Origin of the sequence: Brenneria uluponensis (assembly GCF_032395385.1) — a bacterium.
Classification (GTDB): Bacteria; Pseudomonadota; Gammaproteobacteria; order Enterobacterales; family Enterobacteriaceae; genus Prodigiosinella; species Prodigiosinella aquatilis.
Genome location: NZ_CP135917.1, coordinates 3,206,750 through 3,225,425, shown reverse-complemented (window position 1 = coordinate 3,225,425; position 18,676 = coordinate 3,206,750). Strand labels below are relative to the sequence as shown.

The window sequence follows — 18,676 nt, the reverse complement described above, 5'->3', positions numbered from 1 at the left end:
TAATGCTGTTGATACGGTGATCCCGATCGTCAGCAGAATGCGCTTATTACATAAGCACAGATATTTTTCCGTCGATGAGGTAACGCAATGCAGAAATTCATGGCTGAACAGCAGGTATTTGCTGATAACACCCTGTTACTGGATTCCCGCGCAGAGCACATCCCGCGTGGTGTCGTCACCGCACATCCATTGGTTATCGCCAAAGGTAAAGGGGCTGAGGTCTGGGATATCGAAGGTAATCGTTATCTCGATTTTGTCGCCGGAATCGGCGTCCTGAATGTGGGCCATAATCACCCGGCGGTGGTGTCTGCGGTACAGCAACAGCTCCAGCAGGTTTCTCATGTCTGTTTCCAGGTGGCGGCGTACCCTGGTTACATTGAATTGGCGCGGCGGCTGAATCAGTTGATAGGCAGCGACGTGGCGTATAAAAGCATATTTTTTACCAGCGGTGCCGAAGCTGTGGAAAATGCGGTGAAAATAGCCCGAGCCTATACTGGGCGCAGTGGTGTGATAGCTTTTGACGGCGCTTTTCATGGCCGTACATCGCTAGGTATTGCGCTCACCGGCATGAGTCAGCCCTACAAACAGAATTTCGGCCCGTTCCCGGGAGATATCTATCGGGTTCCATTTCCCAATACATTCCATGGCATCAGTGAAATTACCTGTCTGGCGGCGCTGGAATCGCTGTTTGTAGCACAAATTCAGGCGGAGCGGGTCGCAGCGATAATTATCGAACCGATACAAGGGGACGGTGGTTTTTTGCCCGCATCACCCCATTTTATGCAGGCGCTGCGGCAATTAACCCAGCTGCACGGCATCGTATTGATTTGTGATGAGATCCAGAGTGGTTTTGGCCGCACCGGAAAAATGTTTGGCTATGAGCACAGCGGCATCGTGCCTGATCTGATCACGGTTGCCAAAAGTCTTGGCGGCGGATTACCGATTTCTGGTGTGATTGGTCGCGGCGATATAATGGATGCCGCTCTGCCAGGCGGGTTGGGCGGTACTTATGGTGGTAACGCCCTGGCCTGCGCCGCTGCGCTGGCGGTGTTGGATCTGATGGAAGAAGGGACGTTGCTGGTTCGGGCAAATACGCTGGGGCAGCAACTGCGGGCCAGATTGCAGCAACTGGCGGAAAAGTATGCCTGCATCGGTGACGTGCGCGGTACGGGCTTTATGCTGGCTGCCGAAATAGTTGATCCAGATAGCCGTAAACCGGATGCCGCATTGACGCAGAAAATTCTGGATTATGCCTGTCAGGAAGGGTTGTTACTGATTAAATGCGGGTTATACCGTAATACCATCCGTTTTCTGGCACCGCTGGTCATCAGTGATTCGCAACTGGAAGAAGCCTCGCATATCTTTGATATCGCACTGGCTCGTGCCTCGGGGCGGTTGGGATAGTTATCTCATTCCTCATTGATTTTAAAGCATTATTCACAAATTACATACTGATGGTATGCCCAGGGTTAGCACTGGCGTAACAGGCCGAAAGCGTGTTATACCGTCGGAGTCGTGCTATATCATCTGAGTAATAGTGCCTGACTGGCCAATGAGGGGGGTTATGAACGGTTTAATGAAACTTGACCGCATTGATATCAATATTCTGGTACACCTGCAAAAAGACGGTCGTATCAGTAACGTGAACCTTGCTGACGCGGTTGGCCTTTCCCCCAGTCCTTGCCTACAACGGGTAAAAAGACTGGAAGCTGCAGGCTTTATTACTGGCTATGAGGCGCATATCAATCTCACTAAAATTACCGATTCGGTAACGGTGTTTACTGAAGTGACGTTGGCAGGGCATCGCCGGGAGGAGTTCATCAAGTTTGAAAACGCGATCCGCGAGGTGGATGAACTGATGGAGTGTCACCTGATTACCGGCGGGTACGACTATCTGCTGCGTTTCATTACCCGCAGCATTGAGCATTATCAGGACGTGATAGAAGGGCTGTTGGACCGCAAGGTCGGTATCGATAAATACTTTAGTTATATTGTTATTAAATCGCCGATTATGAAAAGCAGTGTTCCGCTGCGATCACTGATTACCCGCCAGACTCACGCAGAATTCCCTTTATCCTGACCATTAATAATGCTGGCCCCCTCGTGTATTCGTCACGGGTAGGAGGGGGGCCGAATATTCAGTACATCAGGATGATGTTAATCGTTGCAACATGGTTAATTGGTCAAGTGCGTCCTGCATGGCATCCATCCCTTTGACCAATTCTTTCAGATTATTCAGATTCGCGGTGAGGTTACTGTGGTTTTTGTTGGTATCCGCACTCATGCTGGCAATCTGATTCGCGGCAGAAATGCTCTTATCAGCCATTCCTTGTGTCGTACTGACTGTTTGTGAGGCAATTTCCCGAATATGAGCAATGGTATTCACCGCTTCCTTAATGCTTTTTGTGGTGGCATCCACCTGCTCTTTTGACGAGCTGGCAAGTTTGCGCACTTCTTCAGCGACGACGGCAAAACCCCGGCCTGCCTCGCCAGCCCGGGCAGCCTCGACTGCCGCGTTAAGCGCCAGCAGATTGGTTTTATCGGCAATGGCATTGATACCGCCGGTGATTTGACTGATACCGAGCGAAATATGCTCCAGATCATTAAGACCGTTTTCCAGCCGATCCTGTTCGGCGCGGGTTAATGTCGCACTGTCGCTGATTTCGCGGATACTGGATTGCGCCATTTCCAGTGTTTTGCTCTGACGCATCGTCGCATCTTCGAGTTGGGGCAGAGTGCTTAATAACGGCGCGAGTGTTCGTTCATAGTCTACAACCTGATTGACAACATGAGATTGAATGCTGTTGAGCGCTTCCCAGCGGCGCAATGAACGTTGCGCATAATGACCAGCATATGCCGCATATTCGACAGGAAAGCGAGTCATGGCCTGGATATCGCGATTGAAGAAAGCCAGCGCTGACAAGGTTTGGTTAATAGGAACACCGAGAATTTCACCAAAGCTGGAAAAGCCTGCGGCCGGGACGTTGCCGAAAAAACTGGCCTTACCCAGCTTTGTGAGATTTCCCATTCGTCGTAGAACACAATCGTTAAGCAGCAGGCCACTGGGTGTTGTACCGCAGTGGGAAACGAACTGTTGCCAGTCATTGTGGGTTGTGGCGATAAAATCGGTTGCCTGAAGCAGATGGAGTCGGTCGCCGAACTCCAGATCGCAGAAAAAGTCGATATGATCAGCTTTGATTGCCGCCACAGAACGAATGAAATATTCGTTATCCACTTTTACTGCAAAGGTTTTTCCCTCTAGACGATTGCCGATTTGATCTGGTGGACAACGGAGGTAATCGGCTAATGCTGCAACAATGGGTATTGTCTGGCCCTGATCATCGAATACTGAGGTAACGGTACGTGCCACCGGGTCGGCTTCGGCAACCAGCCAGCTTTTTGATGTCGGTTCAAAGTTTTGACTTTTGAATGGTGCAAAGGATTTGCCTTTAGCCATTCGGCAGAAAATTAATACCGCTTTTCCCTGTAGTACTGAACCGCCAGTACCGATATAAGTGGCGCTAAAATCCAGTTTACCGCCAGCAGAACCACCAATCGGCAGGCAGGGAAAGCGTCCGCAGGCATACCAGGCCTGCATCAAAAAACCTTCCGAGGCAGAAAGTCCATCGCAATACACCAGGGCAAACGTTCTGTCCGCCGATAACGGCATTTTGACGTCAAGTCGTTCCAATTCCTTGCGAATAGCATCAATCCGCTGACGTGCAGTGGCTTTTCTCTGCACGTGCAGATCAACCATGTGGACTTCATGTTGGGAAATCAATGACTGAGGTAACCATAACCAACTGCCCTGATGGCCCTCCATGTCGCAGTAGGTGGAGGCGTCTGGTTTGGTGCACAACGCTCCTGTCGATGAAAGGGTAATCACGGTTCTGTTGGGGGTGGAGAACCGCTGCCAGGCAGCACTGACCTGCGGAAAATTCACATTGGGAGGCACGAAAGTAAGCAGCAGACCTGATTTATTGGGAACACCGACTGCGTGGAGTGATGTTGGCAGGGCATCACAATCAAAGCTACCACTGGTGGGGCTGGTTCCGTGAATGCCGATTTTACCGGCAGCAGAGAGGAAAGACGATATTATTCCCATTATTCTCTCCATTATCCTTGAGTAAATGTTAAATCATCGTAAAGTATATTGATATGACATAACGTTGATCTGTGTCACGCGATGAATTAAGCAACCAATCTTTATTTTTTAATCCAGTGGAAATAATTATCTGTTTTCGCTTTTTCGATAACTATTTTATCCGTACTAACTATGTTACGAGATTATATCGCAATGCTGTTATACCCAACAGGTTTCAATATGCTGGAAGATAGGAGGTAAGTGGTTTCTGATTTTTCAATATAATTTATTGATTTTATTTAATATTATATAGAGTTGTTTGCGTGCGGCTGACGGCTGCACCAAGGGGTGAAACCCAGAGATGTGCCGGGTAACTGAAGGATACCAATATACCTGTAATACGTGAGATAACAGGTATATTCATCGGATCAGTAACTATGTTTATCCCAATCTGTTATTAGTATGAGTAGTGATATTTTTTATTATTTTTTATTGAATGTTTCATGCTATGAATAATATAAACCTTAACTAAAAATTAATAATGCTGTTATCAGCAGATTCGCATTAATACCTATCTTATACCCATCATCCTGCAAATTGCAGGGGTGTTGGCTCTCCTCACTCACCTTGGTCACTTATGGGAGTAAGCTCCGGGGATTCGCTGTGTTGCCGCCTTCCTGCAACTTGAATTATTCAGGGTATATTTTGGTTTTTACATCCGCGCCTTTTTGATAATCGCTGGAAGCAGTCAATGAATACAGACTCAGGCGCGGTATGGAAGTCAGTCGGAATTATTCAGTTAATTCAGTAACGGCGGCAAGTGCCTGGGTGCCATATATCATCGATGGGCCGCCGCCCATTAAAATGGCAACATCGATAGCCTCTACCAGTTCTTCTCTTTTGGCTCCGGCCTTGAGTGAGTCGGCAACATGAGCAGCGATACAACCGTCGCAACGCGCGGCAATAGCGATGCCCAGCGCGATTAGCTCTTTTTGCTTGATGCTTAGCGCGCCTTCCTTTATGGCTGCTTTGTGTAGCGTCATGAACGCATCCATGACCTCCGTACTCTCTTTTTGGTAAGCCATGCTTAACTGACGTTGTTCCTGATTAATGGTTTTGTAGCTCTTGCTCATGCTTGGCTCCTGTTAACAAACGTATGGCTCGATAATGGGTGTTTCCACCGCAAGATAAATAAGTATATACCCGTCATACTTCAAGTTGCAGGTGTGTTGGCTGCGCTCATTCACCCGAATCACTTATCTGAGTAAGCTCATCGGGATTCATTCTCTTGCCGCCTTCCTGCAACTCGAATTATTTTGGGTATAGAACATCAGGAATGGCAGCATTTACCATGACCGGACTTGTTCCCACTTGAATGGCAGGCGCTATGTCCAGGCGCATGAATGGCATCTTGCTGGCAGCAGCGTCTGACAATTCCGCCAGTAGCGGGATTGTCATCATGATGGTGACAGCCACATCCACCTTCCGGCTTGTTAGCATGGTTTGGCGAGGCTTTCCCTTGACTGGCCTCAGTTAATGCGGTCACGGGGATGTCGTCTGGTTTGAGCGTATCAGGTTGACGGCCATCCAGCTGGAATACCTGGAAATGATGTTCCAGTAAGCGTCCCAGCATCTGTGTACCAATATTACGCACGATGATATGGTCGGCTTGTTGTTCAAGAAGTAACTCAATCAGTTGCTGCTTGCCGGTACAGTTGGTGTCCAGTGCCGGATTAGCATGGCGACTTATCTCTGTGCCATGCTCATTAATGAACGCGATGCTCAGCGCTTTGGTAAAGTGCCCGGCAATACGATCTTCATTCATCGGAATGGCTGTGATCATTGTCAATACTCCTCTCATTATGGGACATCATCAGGGCTTTCCCCTGAGACAGGCAGTCCACGACTTTAAAGCGGGCTGCTTTTAATACGTTGGCCAGTGTTTGACGGGAAACGCCCATTTCGACGGCGGCTTCCTGTTGCTGCATTCCCATCAGATCAACCAGCCGTAATGCTTCAAACTCATCTTCTTTCAGATAGACACGTTCAAGCTGATTCATTGACCGGCCATTAGGTTTGAAACAGCTATTAGCGGGCCTTCCACAAATGATTCTTGGAATTTTAGGTCGCGGCATAACGTCTCCTTTATAGTGGCATATGCCATATATACGCTTCGTTTATAGCATATGCAAATTATTATATTCAATTACGAGCCGATGCGCTGATGTATAACGCGCTGGCACTACTGGCCAGTAGCGTCGGTATTTCAGCGCATTACCTGTGTTTTTCGGCTTCTGTGATACAGGAAGCCTATAGCTGGGCTGTCGGTGGGTTCGTCTTTCTACAATATTTAATTAGAAAAATCACTTTATCTCATCTTACTTTTTATTGTTAAATAAGAACTATTATTGTTACCACTTGTGTTTGCATTTATATTGTTGCGGCGGACCTGTGTTCCGCTACGCATTATGTCCGCTTAAGGAGTCATTATTCATGTTTGTTCCCTTACTCATCATGTTCCGTGAGGGGCTTGAGGCGGCACTGATCGTCAGCCTGATCGCCAGTTATCTGAAACGTACCCAATGCGAACAATGGCAGGGTGCGGTCTGGGGCGGGGTCATTCTGGCAGTGGTGTTGTGTCTGGCGCTTGGGGTGTTTATCAATGCCACTACGGGAGAGTTTCCGCAGAAACAGCAGGAACTGTTCGAAGGTCTTGTCGCGGTGATCGCCGTTGGCATACTGACCTACATGGTGTTCTGGATGCGTAAAGTGTCCCGGTCGGTTCGGGTGCATCTGGAAGGTGCTATCGATCAGGCACTCAGCGCCAGTAAACGTCAGGGTTGGACGCTGGTGGCGATGGTGTTTTTTGCCGTCGCGCGTGAAGGGTTGGAATCGGTGTTCTTTCTTCTGGCGGCTTTTCAGCAGGATGTCGGTATTGCCGCACCGATTGGCGCCGTACTCGGACTCGTGTGTGCCATCGTGGTGGGGATGATGATCTATTGGGGCGGCGTGAAACTGAATCTGGCCCGCTTTTTCAAATGGAGCAGTCTGTTCATCCTGTTTGTTGCCGCTGGTCTGGCCGCGGGGGCGATCCGCGCCTTCCACGAAGCGGGCTTGTGGAACCAGTTTCAACAGGTAGCGTTTGATTTCAGTACCACACTTTCTACCCATACACTGTTTGGCACGTTGCTAGAAGGCATCTTCGGCTATCAGGAAGCGCCAACTGTCAGCGAGGTGGTTGTCTATTTTATGTATTTGATCCCGGTGCTGTTTTTCTTTTTCTTTCCGCAACGCATGGGGCCAATAGCGGTTCCGGCACAACATAAAAATCATCATTAATTGTAAAAAGGGATATGTCTATGTCTGCACCATTCTTTAATCGTACATCGTTGTGCGCCGCTTTATTTACCCTGCCCATGTTTAGCGTACTGGCTGCGGATATTCCGCAAGTTAAGGTAACGGTTAGCGACAAACAGTGTGAACCGATGCAAATCACCCTGAAGGCGGGCAAAACACAGTTTGTGGTATCGAACGCCAGCCAGAAAAATCTGGAATGGGAAATCCTCAAAGGGGTGATGGTGGTGGAAGAGCGTGAAAATATCGCGCCAGGTTTTACCCAAAAAATGACCGCCAACCTGCAACCGGGCGAATATGACATGACTTGCGGTCTGCTCAGTAATCCTAAAGGCAAGATTGTAGTTACCGCGGCGTCAGACAAGATGTCTGGAGCGAAAATCAATTTGTTGGATCTGGTCGGGCCGATCGCGGAATACAAGGTCTATGTGACTAAAGAGGTTGATGGACTGGTACAGCAGACCAAAAAGTTCACCGATGCCATCAAAGCCGGCAAGCTGGAGGAGGCGCGGCAGCTCTATGCGCCAACTCGCCAACATTATGAACGGATTGAGCCCATCGCGGAGCTGTTCTCTGATCTGGATGGAAGTATTGACGCCCGTGAAGATGACTATGAGAAGAAAGCTGAAGATCCAAACTTCACTGGTTTTCACCGCCTGGAGAAGGCGCTATTTGCTGATCACACCACTAAAGGCATGACGAAGTATGCCGAGCGTCTGTACAGCGATACGCTGGAATTGCAACAACGAATTGCGACGCTGACTTTCCCGCCGAGTAAAGTGGTCGGCGGCGCGTCTGGGCTAATTGAAGAAGTGGCAGCCAGCAAAATCAGTGGTGAGGAAGACCGCTACAGTCGTACCGACCTGTGGGATTTTCAGGCCAATGTTGACGGTGCGCAAAAGATTGTCAACTTATTACGCCCTCTGCTGGAAAAAGCCAATCAGCCACTGCTGGCTAAGATCGATACCAATTTTAAGACTGTGAATGGCATTCTGGCGAAGTACCGGACCAAAGACGGTTTCGAATCTTATGAGAAATTGACTGATGCGGATCGCACGGCGTTGAAAGGGCCGATTACTGCGCTGGCGGAAGATCTGGCGCTACTGCGCGGTGTGCTTGGACTGGACTGAGGCGGATTACCATGAGTCGTCATACAACTGGCCCGCATAATGGGCCACATGCACCGCAGCCGGAAGCCGCATCACCGTCGCGCCGGCGTTTGCTGCAAGGACTGGGTATGATGGGTGGCGCACTGGCGCTAGGGGGAGGCCGGGGGGTACAGGCGGAGGAAAAACCGTCGACACCACAGGATGATCGTTGGGGAAAACAGTCGTTCTATGGCCTTCACCAGGCTGGTATTACCACCCCACAGCAAGCATCGATGTTGCTGGTGGCATTTGATGTGCTCGCGACCAGCAAGGCCGATTTAACGCGCCTGTTTCAATTGTTGACCCAACGCATTGCCTTTCTGACCACCGGGGGCGAGGTGGCGGCGGTTAATCCTCTGTTGCCGCCAGTGGATTCGGGCATCATGGGACCGGTGATTTACCCTGATAACCTGACGATTACGGTATCGGTGGGGACGTCTCTGTTTGATGAGCGCTTTGGACTACAGGCGCACAAGCCGCTGAAACTGCAACGTATGGTTCGTTTCCCACATGATTCGCTGGATGCCAGTCTGTGTCACGGGGATCTGCTACTGCAAATTTGTGCCAATAGCAACGAAACTGTATTGCATGCGTTGCGCGATATTATCAAACACACACCGGACCTGCTGAGTGTGCGCTGGAAGCGGGAAGGGTTCATTTCTGGCCATGCGGCGCGGACTAACGGGAAAGAGACACCGATCAACCTGCTGGGTTTTAAAGACGGGACAGCCAACCCCAACACCGGCGACACTACACTGATGGATAAGATTCTGTGGGTTGGTCCGCACTCTGGGGAGCCGTCATGGGCGGTGGGCGGCAGTTATCAGGCGGTGAGAATTATCCGTTTTTATGTCGAATCCTGGGACCGGACTCCTCTTCAGGAACAACAGACTATTTTCGGGCGCGAAAAAGACAGCGGCGCACCGCTTGGTATGAAACATGAGCATGACGAACCGGACTACCGTCAGGATCCGGCAGGCAAGGTGATCCCACTGGATGCCCATATGCGTCTTGCCAATCCACGGACACCCGAGACGCGTGTCAATCTGATGCTGCGTCGTGGTTACAGTTATTCTCTGGGCGTATCCAACTCGGGCCAGCTCGACATGGGGTTGCTGTTTGTCTGCTATCAGGCTGACCTGGAAAATGGCTTCCTGACCGTACAAAAACGGCTCAATGGTGAACCGCTGGAGGAGTACATCAAACCGATCGGTGGTGGCTATTTCTTTGTACTACCGGGGGTGAAAAACACGGGTGACTATCTGGCTCGTGGATTATTGACGGCTTGATTGTTGGGGCGATGTATTCGCCCTCAACATCGAGAATAAGACGATAGCGAGATCCCTTCTGATACGTGTTCCTACTACGCCTGCTCGCAACGTATTACCGAATTCTGCAACTCGAATTATTCAGAATATACATAGCTATTCAAATATATTAGTACGTTATTCATAGAGTATTCTCGGATTTATACAATTGCATGAAAATATATTGTTGCCCTTTTATGTAAAAACATTCGTAGTAGTCTAAATATAAAAATAGGGTATGACACTGATATGTTTCATCAATGGCAGAGGTTCTATTATGAAAACGACTCACGCAGAGAAAAGAACACATATGCTAATAATGTGTATGCTAATTACAGGGTGTGTTAGTCCCTATCCCGTGCCCGTCACCGAGCCTTCCTCTGAAGAGATAAATAATGTACTTAATGAAGATATAAATGAGTATCAAAAAATGACGACTTTGGCGATTTTATATCGTGATGTCTGGAGTAATAAATCATTCGGGCTTGTCACTCAGTCGAATGCCTTTAGTGAATTGGGTTTTATCGGCACGGTCACGGCATTGGTCGCTGGGGTTAATGGTGCCACAACGACTGCCTGGGCTGGAGGCGGGGTAGCGGCAGGTTCTTCTATTCTGCCACAGCGATATCAGTATTCCGCACAGGCCATGAATTACCGGAGTGCTGCTGAAGCGGCAAATTGTATTTATGATGTGGTAGTTAAGAACGGTGAATTTTTGCGTGCTAGTAATAACATTAATTTATTCCCAGGGCTATTAGAAGAAGAAAAAAGATATTTAGGCGATATCACTTACGAACTAAAAAAGAAACAATCTGATGTAAAACTTCTGACACCTGATCTGGATACCTTGAAAAAAGCGCTGACGGGCGTTTCTGGTAGAACCAACAAAAATATTGATGATGCAAAAGTAAACCAATTAATTAATGATATGTATGTCTGTAAATTAGCAGTAACAGGTAAATAGGTTATGTCATTTCATTCTTTAGGAAAAAGCAGAACAGGCATTTAGCCCGACATAATCATAAAATATTCCCGGCTATTTTTATATATCCGGGATTTATATTACGCCAACATACTATGTTGTTCAGCTCGGATAATGATTTTACCGGGCAACAGCTCAATATTATGCGTTGAGGCCATTAACCCACTACGGGTAAGCCAGTCGCCCGCCAGATAAATTTCACCGTTGTCATGTACCCAGTCAGCGCCTTCCTGTTCAGTGCTATCCAACTGTGTCATCAGCTCGGCAATGTCGGTATCGTCGCTAAGCCGGGTGAGTACCAACCCGTTGCGGTATAGCTGGATATGAAACCATGTTCCCGCCGTAAACCCTGCGTCATCCAACGCTTGCCCTGTCATGGTCAGCTCTGGTAGTCCATTGTTATGAAACGTAGACTGAACGTTCATTGCACACTCTCCTTTTTTATCTGGCTCATCGGGAAATCCTCTCAGTCAGCCGAATCACTTACTTTAGTAAGCCATCGGGACGCCTTCACTTACCGCTTTCCTGCAACTTGAAAAGTGACGGGTATAGTCAATTTCAACATGCCTGGAGATAAAGTAATGGTTTTACCTGGATGTTGTCCATCCTAATTCACAGGATAGTGCAACTATAATGTCTATCTTTATTAAGACAGCGGATTCCGCTATGGCGCTGCACGGTTTTATCGATACAATCTTGAGTAAAAAGGGGGATATGTCGGTATGGTAAATTTTTAGTGGATTAAATCGATATTATTCTCGATGAGAATTTTTATAATCCGAATTTTGGTATGTGACGTTTTTTTTGGCTATTATGGCCATCCTTTTTTTCTATCAGAGATAATGCGCGGCCTTAATAAGGCAGTGGTTTGTCTTGGTATTCTGCCAGCGTTTTAGCCAGATATAAAAAACCAGCTATTATTTATAAAGTGTCGTTATGTAAGAGTGATAAGAATAAGTCTCTATCACCTGGATTATCCGGGTGACTTACAGTTCAGACTCTGTGTTAACTGTTTTTGATGGCAGCAAACCTAATAAAAGGATACACACCATGTGCTTAGATTTCTTAATTAACAAAAATGGTAACGAATATGCGGTAAATGGGCGTTCAATGGAGTTTGCCGATGAACTGGGTTCAAGACTATTTTTCCGCAAGGCGGGATACCCGTACCACTCAACGGCGCGCCTTGAGCGATGCCAATTTAGTTGGATAGGAAAGTATAGTTTCGTGAGCATGAATGCCTTTAATCTTGATGTGGCAGTCGATGGCATGAATACCGACGGACTTTCTGGTGGCATGCTATGGTTGCCCGGTAGCGAATATCCTGAGAATACAAATCCAGCCAACACCATCTCCAGCGTCGATTTTCTACAATGGATGCTCAGTAGTTTTTCTCGTTGCAATGAGGTCATTAGCGCACTAGGCAGAAACGTATCGGATGGGGCTGACCTTCACACATTTTTTGAGTATGAACCTCTGCCGGGCACGCAGCCACAAGTCAATGTCTCTAAAATCTCTTATAAAGATCTTGGTATTAGTGACTCGAATGATTTCTTTCCTCTTCACTACTCCATCAATGATGCCACGGGACATAGCATTGTCATCGAATTTATCGCGGGGAAAATGCACATATATAATAATCCGGTGCATGTTTGTACTAATGTTCCTGAATTTCCAGTGCATCTTCAAAATTTGAGAAATTATGTCAATTTGCAAAAAACCAATATTACAACGGCCTCCTTCAACTCATACGTTGTAGAGGCGACAGGCAATGGAACCGGGTTGCTTGGTATGCCCGGTGACCTGACTCCGCCAAGTCGTTTTGTCCGGGCTGTTGCCATAACCAGCTTTGCCGATCAACCAGTCAGTTCGGATGAAGCAATGAACTTGGCTTTCCATATCCTTAATACAACCGACATTCCCAAAGGGGTTCTCAAGGAACCGGGTGAACAAGGAGCGGAAGATTACACCCAATGGGTAGTAAGCAAAGATCTGATAAATAACGTGTATGCCATTCGTTATTACGACTCACCGCAAGTCACCGCAGTTAGACTCGACGATCTGGATTGGGAAGCACTGGATGGAAAATTCTATAAACCGGTATCTTCTGTCTATCACACCATCGCCAATAGCGAACTGGGGAAATAGTCAAAAAAGTATATACCCAATATATTTCAATCTGTTGTAAAGAAACAAACGAATAAATCCCTGAAGGATTGGTTTGAATGTGGCTCACAACGGCCTCAAAGAGGCGAGGTCCAGGGATGGACCAGCAGATAAAACGCCTGTGATTTAAAAGATGACGAGTATGGATTTCAAACCGCCGGGGTATCTTTTTTCTTCTGCCTGCTATCGGTTTTCCAATATTCAATCAGACAACAGTACATAACTATTTCTTTATTATACAAACAGAGATAAATTAAAGAGAAATGCTTATGCAACTATACTGAATAGGTAATTACTCACGCTATCTATGTGACTATTTCAATATGCTGTTATTAATAGAGAATTAAAAATGACGACTGCGTCACGAGAATATGTTTTATCATATTTTGCATATTTATGAATAACAATTCTGATAATTTTGACTAATGTAAAATAATTAATCGCGCAGAAAGTATATTTATTAAATATAAGAAAAACATATGATAAATATCAAGCGGTTAAATAATTGTGTAAATGGTGATTCATAAATTAAAAATTTCCATTTGAACATAAAAAGTCCTTATTCATGTTATCTATTCAAATTTGATTTTATTTAAATAAATAAAACAATGCGCTGGCTCAATAAAAAAGAAGTTTATTTATTTCAGATATCGTCATGTGATCTCAGTCACAATAAACCCATCGCTATTAAATAATATGGCCACGTATTCCAGACAGGAATAAAAACGTTAATTGGTAAATATTCATTATTTACCGCGAATTAATATTGTCTGTTTTATTTAAAAGGAATCACCATGCAGAAACATTATGTCGGATCAGAGATAGGGCAATTGCGCAGTGTAATGTTGCATCGGCCAAATTTAAGTCTGAAAAGACTAACCCCTTCAAACTGTCAGGAATTATTATTTGATGATGTGCTGTCGGTTGAACGAGCTGGTCAGGAACATGACATATTTTCTAATGTCCTGCGTCAGCAAAATGTCGAGGTTTTATTATTGACAGATTTGCTTACCGAAACACTGGAATTGCCAGAAGCCAAAGACTGGCTGTTAAATGCCCAGATTTCTGATTACCGTTTAGGCCCTTCTTTTGCAGCTGACATTCGTGGCTGGCTTGCTGATCAGCCACACCGTCAGTTGGCCCGGATTATGACCGGCGGGCTGACATATAACGAAATTCCCGAAACGTTCAGTAATATGGTAGTGGACACCAATCGGGAAACGGATTTTATCATGAAGCCGTTACCCAATCATTTATTCACCCGGGATACTTCATGCTGGATATATAACGGTGTTTCCATTAATCCAATGGCAAAAGTTGCGCGTCAGCGAGAAACCAATAATCTGCGGGCAATATACCGCTGGCATCCGTTGTTTGCCTCAGGTGGGTTTATCAAGTATTTCGGTGATGATAACAATAATTACGATCATGCCACGCTGGAAGGTGGCGATGTATTAGTTATCGGTCGTGGTGCGGTATTAATTGGTATGTCCGAGCGCACTACTCCCCAGGGTGTTGAATTCCTGACGCGGTCTTTATTCCAGCATAAACAGGCCGATTGCGTTATTGCGCTGGAATTGCCGAAACACCGCTCTTGTATGCATCTTGATACCGTGATGACACATATTGATGTCGACACGTTCTCTGTTTATCCCGAAATCGTGAGTAACGACACCCAGTGCTGGACGTTGACCGACGACGGCCATGGTGGGCTGAAACGTCAGGAGGAAGCGAATTTCCTGAAAGCCATTGAGCGGGCACTAAGTATTGATCACGTCAGGCTGATTACTACCGGTGGCGACCGTTTTGAAGCAGAGCGTGAGCAGTGGAACGATGCCAATAATGTCCTGACTGTGCGCCCCGGTGTGGTGATTGGTTATGAGCGCAATACATGGACCAATGAGAAATATGATAAGGCAGGCATTACGGTGTTACCTATTCCCGGTGATGAACTCGGACGGGGACGTGGTGGTGCGCGTTGCATGAGTTGCCCACTTGAACGTGACGCTATCTGAGCCACATCACAGGAGAAACAGAATGACAAAACCAACATTGGTTGTTGCGCTCGGTGGCAATGCCTTGCTCAAACGGGGCGAACCGCTGGAAGCGGAGGTTCAACGCCGTAATATCGAACTGGCCGCTCGGACCATTGCCGGTCTAACTGAACACTGGCGTGTGGTGCTGGTACACGGCAACGGCCCACAGGTTGGATTGCTGGCACTACAGAATAACGCCTATACCGAGGTTACCCCTTATCCGCTGGATATTCTGGGGGCGGAAAGTCAGGGCATGATTGGCTACCTGTTGCAACAGGCCCTGCACAATGATTTGCCGCAGCATGAGATCAGTACGTTGTTGACGCAGGTGGAGGTTGATCCGCACGATCCAGCCTTCACTCAGCCAACAAAATATATCGGTCCGGTCTATCAGCAGGAACAGGCCGAAACTATTCGGCGGGAAAAAGGTTGGATCATGAAAGCGGATGGTGGGCATTTCCGTCGTGTTGTCGCATCGCCACAACCGCAACGTATTGTTGAGAGCGATGCCATCAGTACCTTGATTGCGCGTGACCATCTGGTTATCTGCAACGGTGGCGGTGGGGTTCCGGTGGTCCGTAACCACGAGGGCCAGCTATCGGGTATCGAAGCGGTTATCGATAAAGATCTTTCGGCCGCCATGCTGGCGCGTCAAATCAAGGCAGATGCTTTGCTGATACTGACTGACGCCGACGCCGTCTACCTCGACTGGGGGAAAGCCACCCAGCGACCCCTGGATAAAGTCACGCCCGGCGATCTGGCGGGCATGTCTTTCGATGCCGGTTCCATGGGGCCTAAAATCGCTGCCGCTTGTGGGTTTGTCAATCAATGTCATGGGGTGGCAGGCATCGGATCACTCGCGGATGGCGCGGCTATTCTGGCCGGGAAAAAAGGCACCCTCATCCGTTTCGCATAAATAACACCTGGTTAATTAAACCGTTATTCACGGTCAGGAATACTGTGCGCCAAATTCCTGATGCGTAAAAATTATGTAATTGATTTTAAAGGAATAAATAATGTCTATTAATTTATATAACCGCCATTTTCTGAAGTTGCTGGATTTCACTACCGAGGAAATCCAGTTCCTGATCAACCTGGCCATTGATTTGAAAAAGGCCAAATACAGCGGTACAGAGCAACCGAAATTAACCGGTAAAAATATCGCGTTGATCTTTGAAAAAACCTCCACCCGCACGCGTTGTGCATTTGAAGTGGCCGCGTTTGATCAGGGAGCGCGAGTGACTTATCTCGGCCCCAGCGGTTCACAGATTGGCCATAAAGAATCGATGAAAGACACCGCCCGCGTGCTGGGCAGAATGTATGACGGCATTGAATATCGCGGGTTCGGTCAAGCCATTGTTGAGGAACTGGCCCGGTTTGCCGGTGTACCGGTATGGAATGGTCTGACCGACGAATTCCATCCAACCCAGATTCTGGCCGACCTGATGACCATGCTGGAACATGCGCCGGGTAAACAACTAAACCAGCTTTCCTTTGCCTATCTGGGCGATGCCCGCAACAACATGGGCAATTCATTGATGGTCGGTGCCGCCAAAATGGGCATGGATATCCGGCTGGTGGCACCGAAAACCTACTGGCCGGAAGACACGCTGGTACAGCAGTGCCGGGACATCGCTCGTCAGACCGGGGGCCGTATTACCTTGACCGAATTCGTCGATGAAGGCGTCGCAGGGGTCGATTTCCTCTACACCGATGTCTGGGTGTCAATGGGGGAACCCAAGTCGGCCTGGGCCGAACGAGTCAGCTTGATGAAACCATACCAGATCAACCGTGCCGTGATGGAGGCTACCGGTAATCCCCAGGCCAAATTCATGCACTGTCTGCCCGCTTTTCACAATGAGCACACCCAGGTAGGCCGTGAGATTGAACTGGCTTACCAGTTAAAAGGGCTGGAAGTGACGGACGACGTTTTCGAGTCCGAGAACGCCATTGTTTTTGATGAGGCGGAAAACCGCATGCATACCATCAAAGCCGTCATGGTTGCCACGCTGGCTGGTTAATGCCTGATCCGCGTCAAGGTAGTTGTCGCCACCGGGGATGATGGGTGTCTCGTTTTCTCCGGTGCTTATTCCGCGATGGTTATTTACCACACCTGTCAGTGCTTAATGCACTGCGCAAGGAAGTAACATCATGAAAACATTTAAATTCCCTTCAGCCTACACCATTCTTTTTTTACTTATCACACTCATGGCCATGCTCAGTTGGGTTATTCCGGCGGGTCAATATGATATGAAGATGAACCCCACATTGGGCAAAGAGGTGCCAGTGGCCGGAACCTGGCATCCGGTGGCCTCCCACCCACAGGGGATCACGGATGTGCTGCTGGCGCCGATCGATGGTCTATACAATCATCGTACTAATGAAGCTGGTGCCATTGATGTGGCGCTATTTGTTCTTATCGTGGGGGGGTTTCTCGGCATTGTGACTAAAACTGGTGCGATTGATGCCGGGATAGAACGAGTCACAGTGCGCTTAAAGGGGCGCGAAGAGTGGATGATCCCCATTCTGATGGCCCTGTTTGCCGCCGGGGGAACCATTTATGGCATGGCGGAAGAGTCGCTCCCTTTTTACAGTCTAATGGTACCCGTCATGATGGCGGCGCGTTTTGATGCGGTTGTTGCCGCAGCAACGGTTTTGCTGGGGGCGGGCATCGGTACACTCGGCTCCACCATCAATCCCTTCGCTACCGTGATTGCCGCCAACGCGGCGGGAATTCCGTTTACGGCGGGTATCGGTTTGCGCATTGCCATTCTGATTATTGGCTGGTTGATTTGTGTCGCTTATGTCATGCGTTACGCCCGTAAAGTGAAACGAGATCCTGCCGCGTCGATAATAGCCGATCAATTGGACGCCGATCGTGAGCATTTTTTGGGCAATAAAAGCCATGAGATACTGCCGTTTACCACTACCCGCAAAGTGGTGCTAACCCTTTTTGCCCTGGCTTTCGCCGTGATGATTTACGGCGTATCCGTTCGGGGCTGGTGGATGGGGGAAATTTCCGGCGTTTTCCTGGCCGCAGCGATTATCATCGGCTTGATTGCCCGGATGAGTGAAGCAGAACTGACCTCCACTTTCATCGATGGCGCCAGGGATCTGCTGGGTGTGGCACTGATTATCGGCATTGCCCGCGGCATTGTGGTCGTTATGGACAACGGGATGATCACACACACGATTCTCAATCAGGCGGAAGAGTGCGTAAGCGGGTTGTCCTCGGTGCTGTTCATTAACGTGATGTTCCTGCTTGAAGTCTTGCTCTCTTTTCTGGTGCCTTCCTCTTCCGGTCTGGCGGTGCTCACCATGCCCATCATGGCGCCGCTGGCCGACTTTGCCAACGTCGGTCGCGAGCTGGTCGTCACGGCATATCAATCCGCTTCCGGCGTGGTCAATCTGATTACACCTACTTCCGCTGTTGTGATGGGTGGATTGGCAATTGCCCGTATTCCCTATGTGCGTTGGTTGCAATGGGTCGCGCCGTTAATCGCGATCCTGACTGTACTGCTGATGGTCGCTCTGAGTCTGGGGGTACTTCTGTAAGCACGCCGTTTTTCGGCTGTATCTCGTTGCGTAATCGTTTCTGC

General features: G+C 48.1%; 16 protein-coding genes. 11 read left to right on the top strand and 5 right to left on the bottom strand.

Annotated elements, in window-relative coordinates:
• Positions 1-87 precede the first annotated feature (87 nt).
• Positions 88-1,404 (top strand): 4-aminobutyrate--2-oxoglutarate transaminase, encoded by a 1,317-nt coding sequence (gene gabT, locus RS889_RS15105; protein ID WP_315707860.1) that lies wholly within the window; start codon positions 88-90, stop codon positions 1,402-1,404.
• A 160-nt stretch (positions 1,405-1,564) separates the two neighbouring features.
• Positions 1,565-2,080 carry an Lrp/AsnC family transcriptional regulator gene (locus RS889_RS15100; RefSeq protein ID WP_315707859.1) on the top strand — a complete coding sequence of 172 codons (516 nt, stop codon included), beginning with the start codon at positions 1,565-1,567 and terminating at the stop codon, positions 2,078-2,080.
• 66 nt (positions 2,081-2,146) lie between these two features.
• Here RS889_RS15100 and RS889_RS15095 read toward each other — a convergent pair whose 3' ends face one another.
• The 4 genes from RS889_RS15095 to RS889_RS15080 all read right to left on the bottom strand — a co-directional run bounded on the left by RS889_RS15095 (position 2,147) and on the right by RS889_RS15080 (position 6,219).
• Positions 2,147-4,105, bottom strand: coding sequence for a methyl-accepting chemotaxis protein (locus RS889_RS15095; protein ID WP_315707858.1), 1,959 nt, complete (start codon positions 4,103-4,105; stop codon positions 2,147-2,149).
• A gap of 770 nt (positions 4,106-4,875) precedes the next feature.
• The gene (locus RS889_RS15090) at positions 4,876-5,217 is read right to left on the bottom strand and encodes a carboxymuconolactone decarboxylase family protein (protein ID WP_021015341.1); all 342 of its coding nucleotides are present in this window, start codon (positions 5,215-5,217) and stop codon (positions 4,876-4,878) included.
• Between the two features lie 197 nt (positions 5,218-5,414).
• Entirely contained in the window at positions 5,415-5,927 is a 513-nt protein-coding gene (locus RS889_RS15085; RefSeq protein ID WP_315707857.1) for a NifB/NifX family molybdenum-iron cluster-binding protein, read from the bottom strand.
• Positions 5,902-6,219: a DUF134 domain-containing protein gene (locus RS889_RS15080; protein ID WP_021015343.1), complete on the bottom strand. Its 318-nt coding sequence runs from the start codon at positions 6,217-6,219 to the stop codon at positions 5,902-5,904. The genes RS889_RS15085 and RS889_RS15080 overlap by 26 nt, the downstream gene beginning before the upstream one ends.
• Before the next feature lie 358 nt (positions 6,220-6,577).
• Between RS889_RS15080 and efeU the strand changes: the two genes are divergently transcribed.
• From efeU to RS889_RS15060, 4 genes are all read left to right on the top strand, one after another.
• Positions 6,578-7,423: an iron uptake transporter permease EfeU gene (efeU, locus tag RS889_RS15075; protein ID WP_315707856.1), complete on the top strand. Its 846-nt coding sequence runs from the start codon at positions 6,578-6,580 to the stop codon at positions 7,421-7,423.
• Between the two features lie 20 nt (positions 7,424-7,443).
• The gene (gene efeO, locus RS889_RS15070) at positions 7,444-8,568 is read left to right on the top strand and encodes an iron uptake system protein EfeO (protein ID WP_315707855.1); all 1,125 of its coding nucleotides are present in this window, start codon (positions 7,444-7,446) and stop codon (positions 8,566-8,568) included.
• An 11-nt stretch (positions 8,569-8,579) separates the two neighbouring features.
• Entirely contained in the window at positions 8,580-9,875 is a 1,296-nt protein-coding gene (gene efeB, locus RS889_RS15065) for an iron uptake transporter deferrochelatase/peroxidase subunit (RefSeq protein ID WP_315707854.1), read from the top strand.
• A 295-nt stretch (positions 9,876-10,170) separates the two neighbouring features.
• Positions 10,171-10,857, top strand: a complete 687-nt coding sequence (locus RS889_RS15060) for a hypothetical protein (RefSeq protein ID WP_315707853.1) — start codon at positions 10,171-10,173, stop codon at positions 10,855-10,857.
• A 98-nt stretch (positions 10,858-10,955) separates the two neighbouring features.
• Here the strand turns inward: RS889_RS15060 and RS889_RS15055 are convergent, their stop codons facing one another.
• On the bottom strand, positions 10,956-11,300 hold the full coding sequence (locus tag RS889_RS15055; RefSeq protein WP_021015348.1) for a SymE family type I addiction module toxin: 345 nt from the start codon (positions 11,298-11,300) through the stop codon (positions 10,956-10,958).
• Positions 11,301-11,925: 625 nt separating this feature from the next.
• Between RS889_RS15055 and RS889_RS15050 the strand changes: the two genes are divergently transcribed.
• The 5 genes from RS889_RS15050 to RS889_RS15030 all read left to right on the top strand — a co-directional run bounded on the left by RS889_RS15050 (position 11,926) and on the right by RS889_RS15030 (position 18,632).
• Positions 11,926-13,023 carry a linear amide C-N hydrolase gene (locus RS889_RS15050; protein ID WP_315707852.1) on the top strand — a complete coding sequence of 366 codons (1,098 nt, stop codon included), beginning with the start codon at positions 11,926-11,928 and terminating at the stop codon, positions 13,021-13,023.
• Positions 13,024-13,835: 812 nt separating this feature from the next.
• Positions 13,836-15,056: an arginine deiminase gene (gene arcA, locus RS889_RS15045; RefSeq protein ID WP_315707851.1), complete on the top strand. Its 1,221-nt coding sequence runs from the start codon at positions 13,836-13,838 to the stop codon at positions 15,054-15,056.
• 22 nt (positions 15,057-15,078) lie between these two features.
• Positions 15,079-15,993: a carbamate kinase gene (gene arcC / locus RS889_RS15040; RefSeq protein WP_315707850.1), complete on the top strand. Its 915-nt coding sequence runs from the start codon at positions 15,079-15,081 to the stop codon at positions 15,991-15,993.
• 100 nt (positions 15,994-16,093) lie between these two features.
• Positions 16,094-17,098, top strand: coding sequence for an ornithine carbamoyltransferase (gene argF / locus RS889_RS15035; protein ID WP_315707849.1), 1,005 nt, complete (start codon positions 16,094-16,096; stop codon positions 17,096-17,098).
• 130 nt (positions 17,099-17,228) lie between these two features.
• Positions 17,229-18,632 carry a YfcC family protein gene (locus RS889_RS15030; protein WP_021015353.1) on the top strand — a complete coding sequence of 468 codons (1,404 nt, stop codon included), beginning with the start codon at positions 17,229-17,231 and terminating at the stop codon, positions 18,630-18,632.
• Positions 18,633-18,676 lie beyond the last annotated feature (44 nt).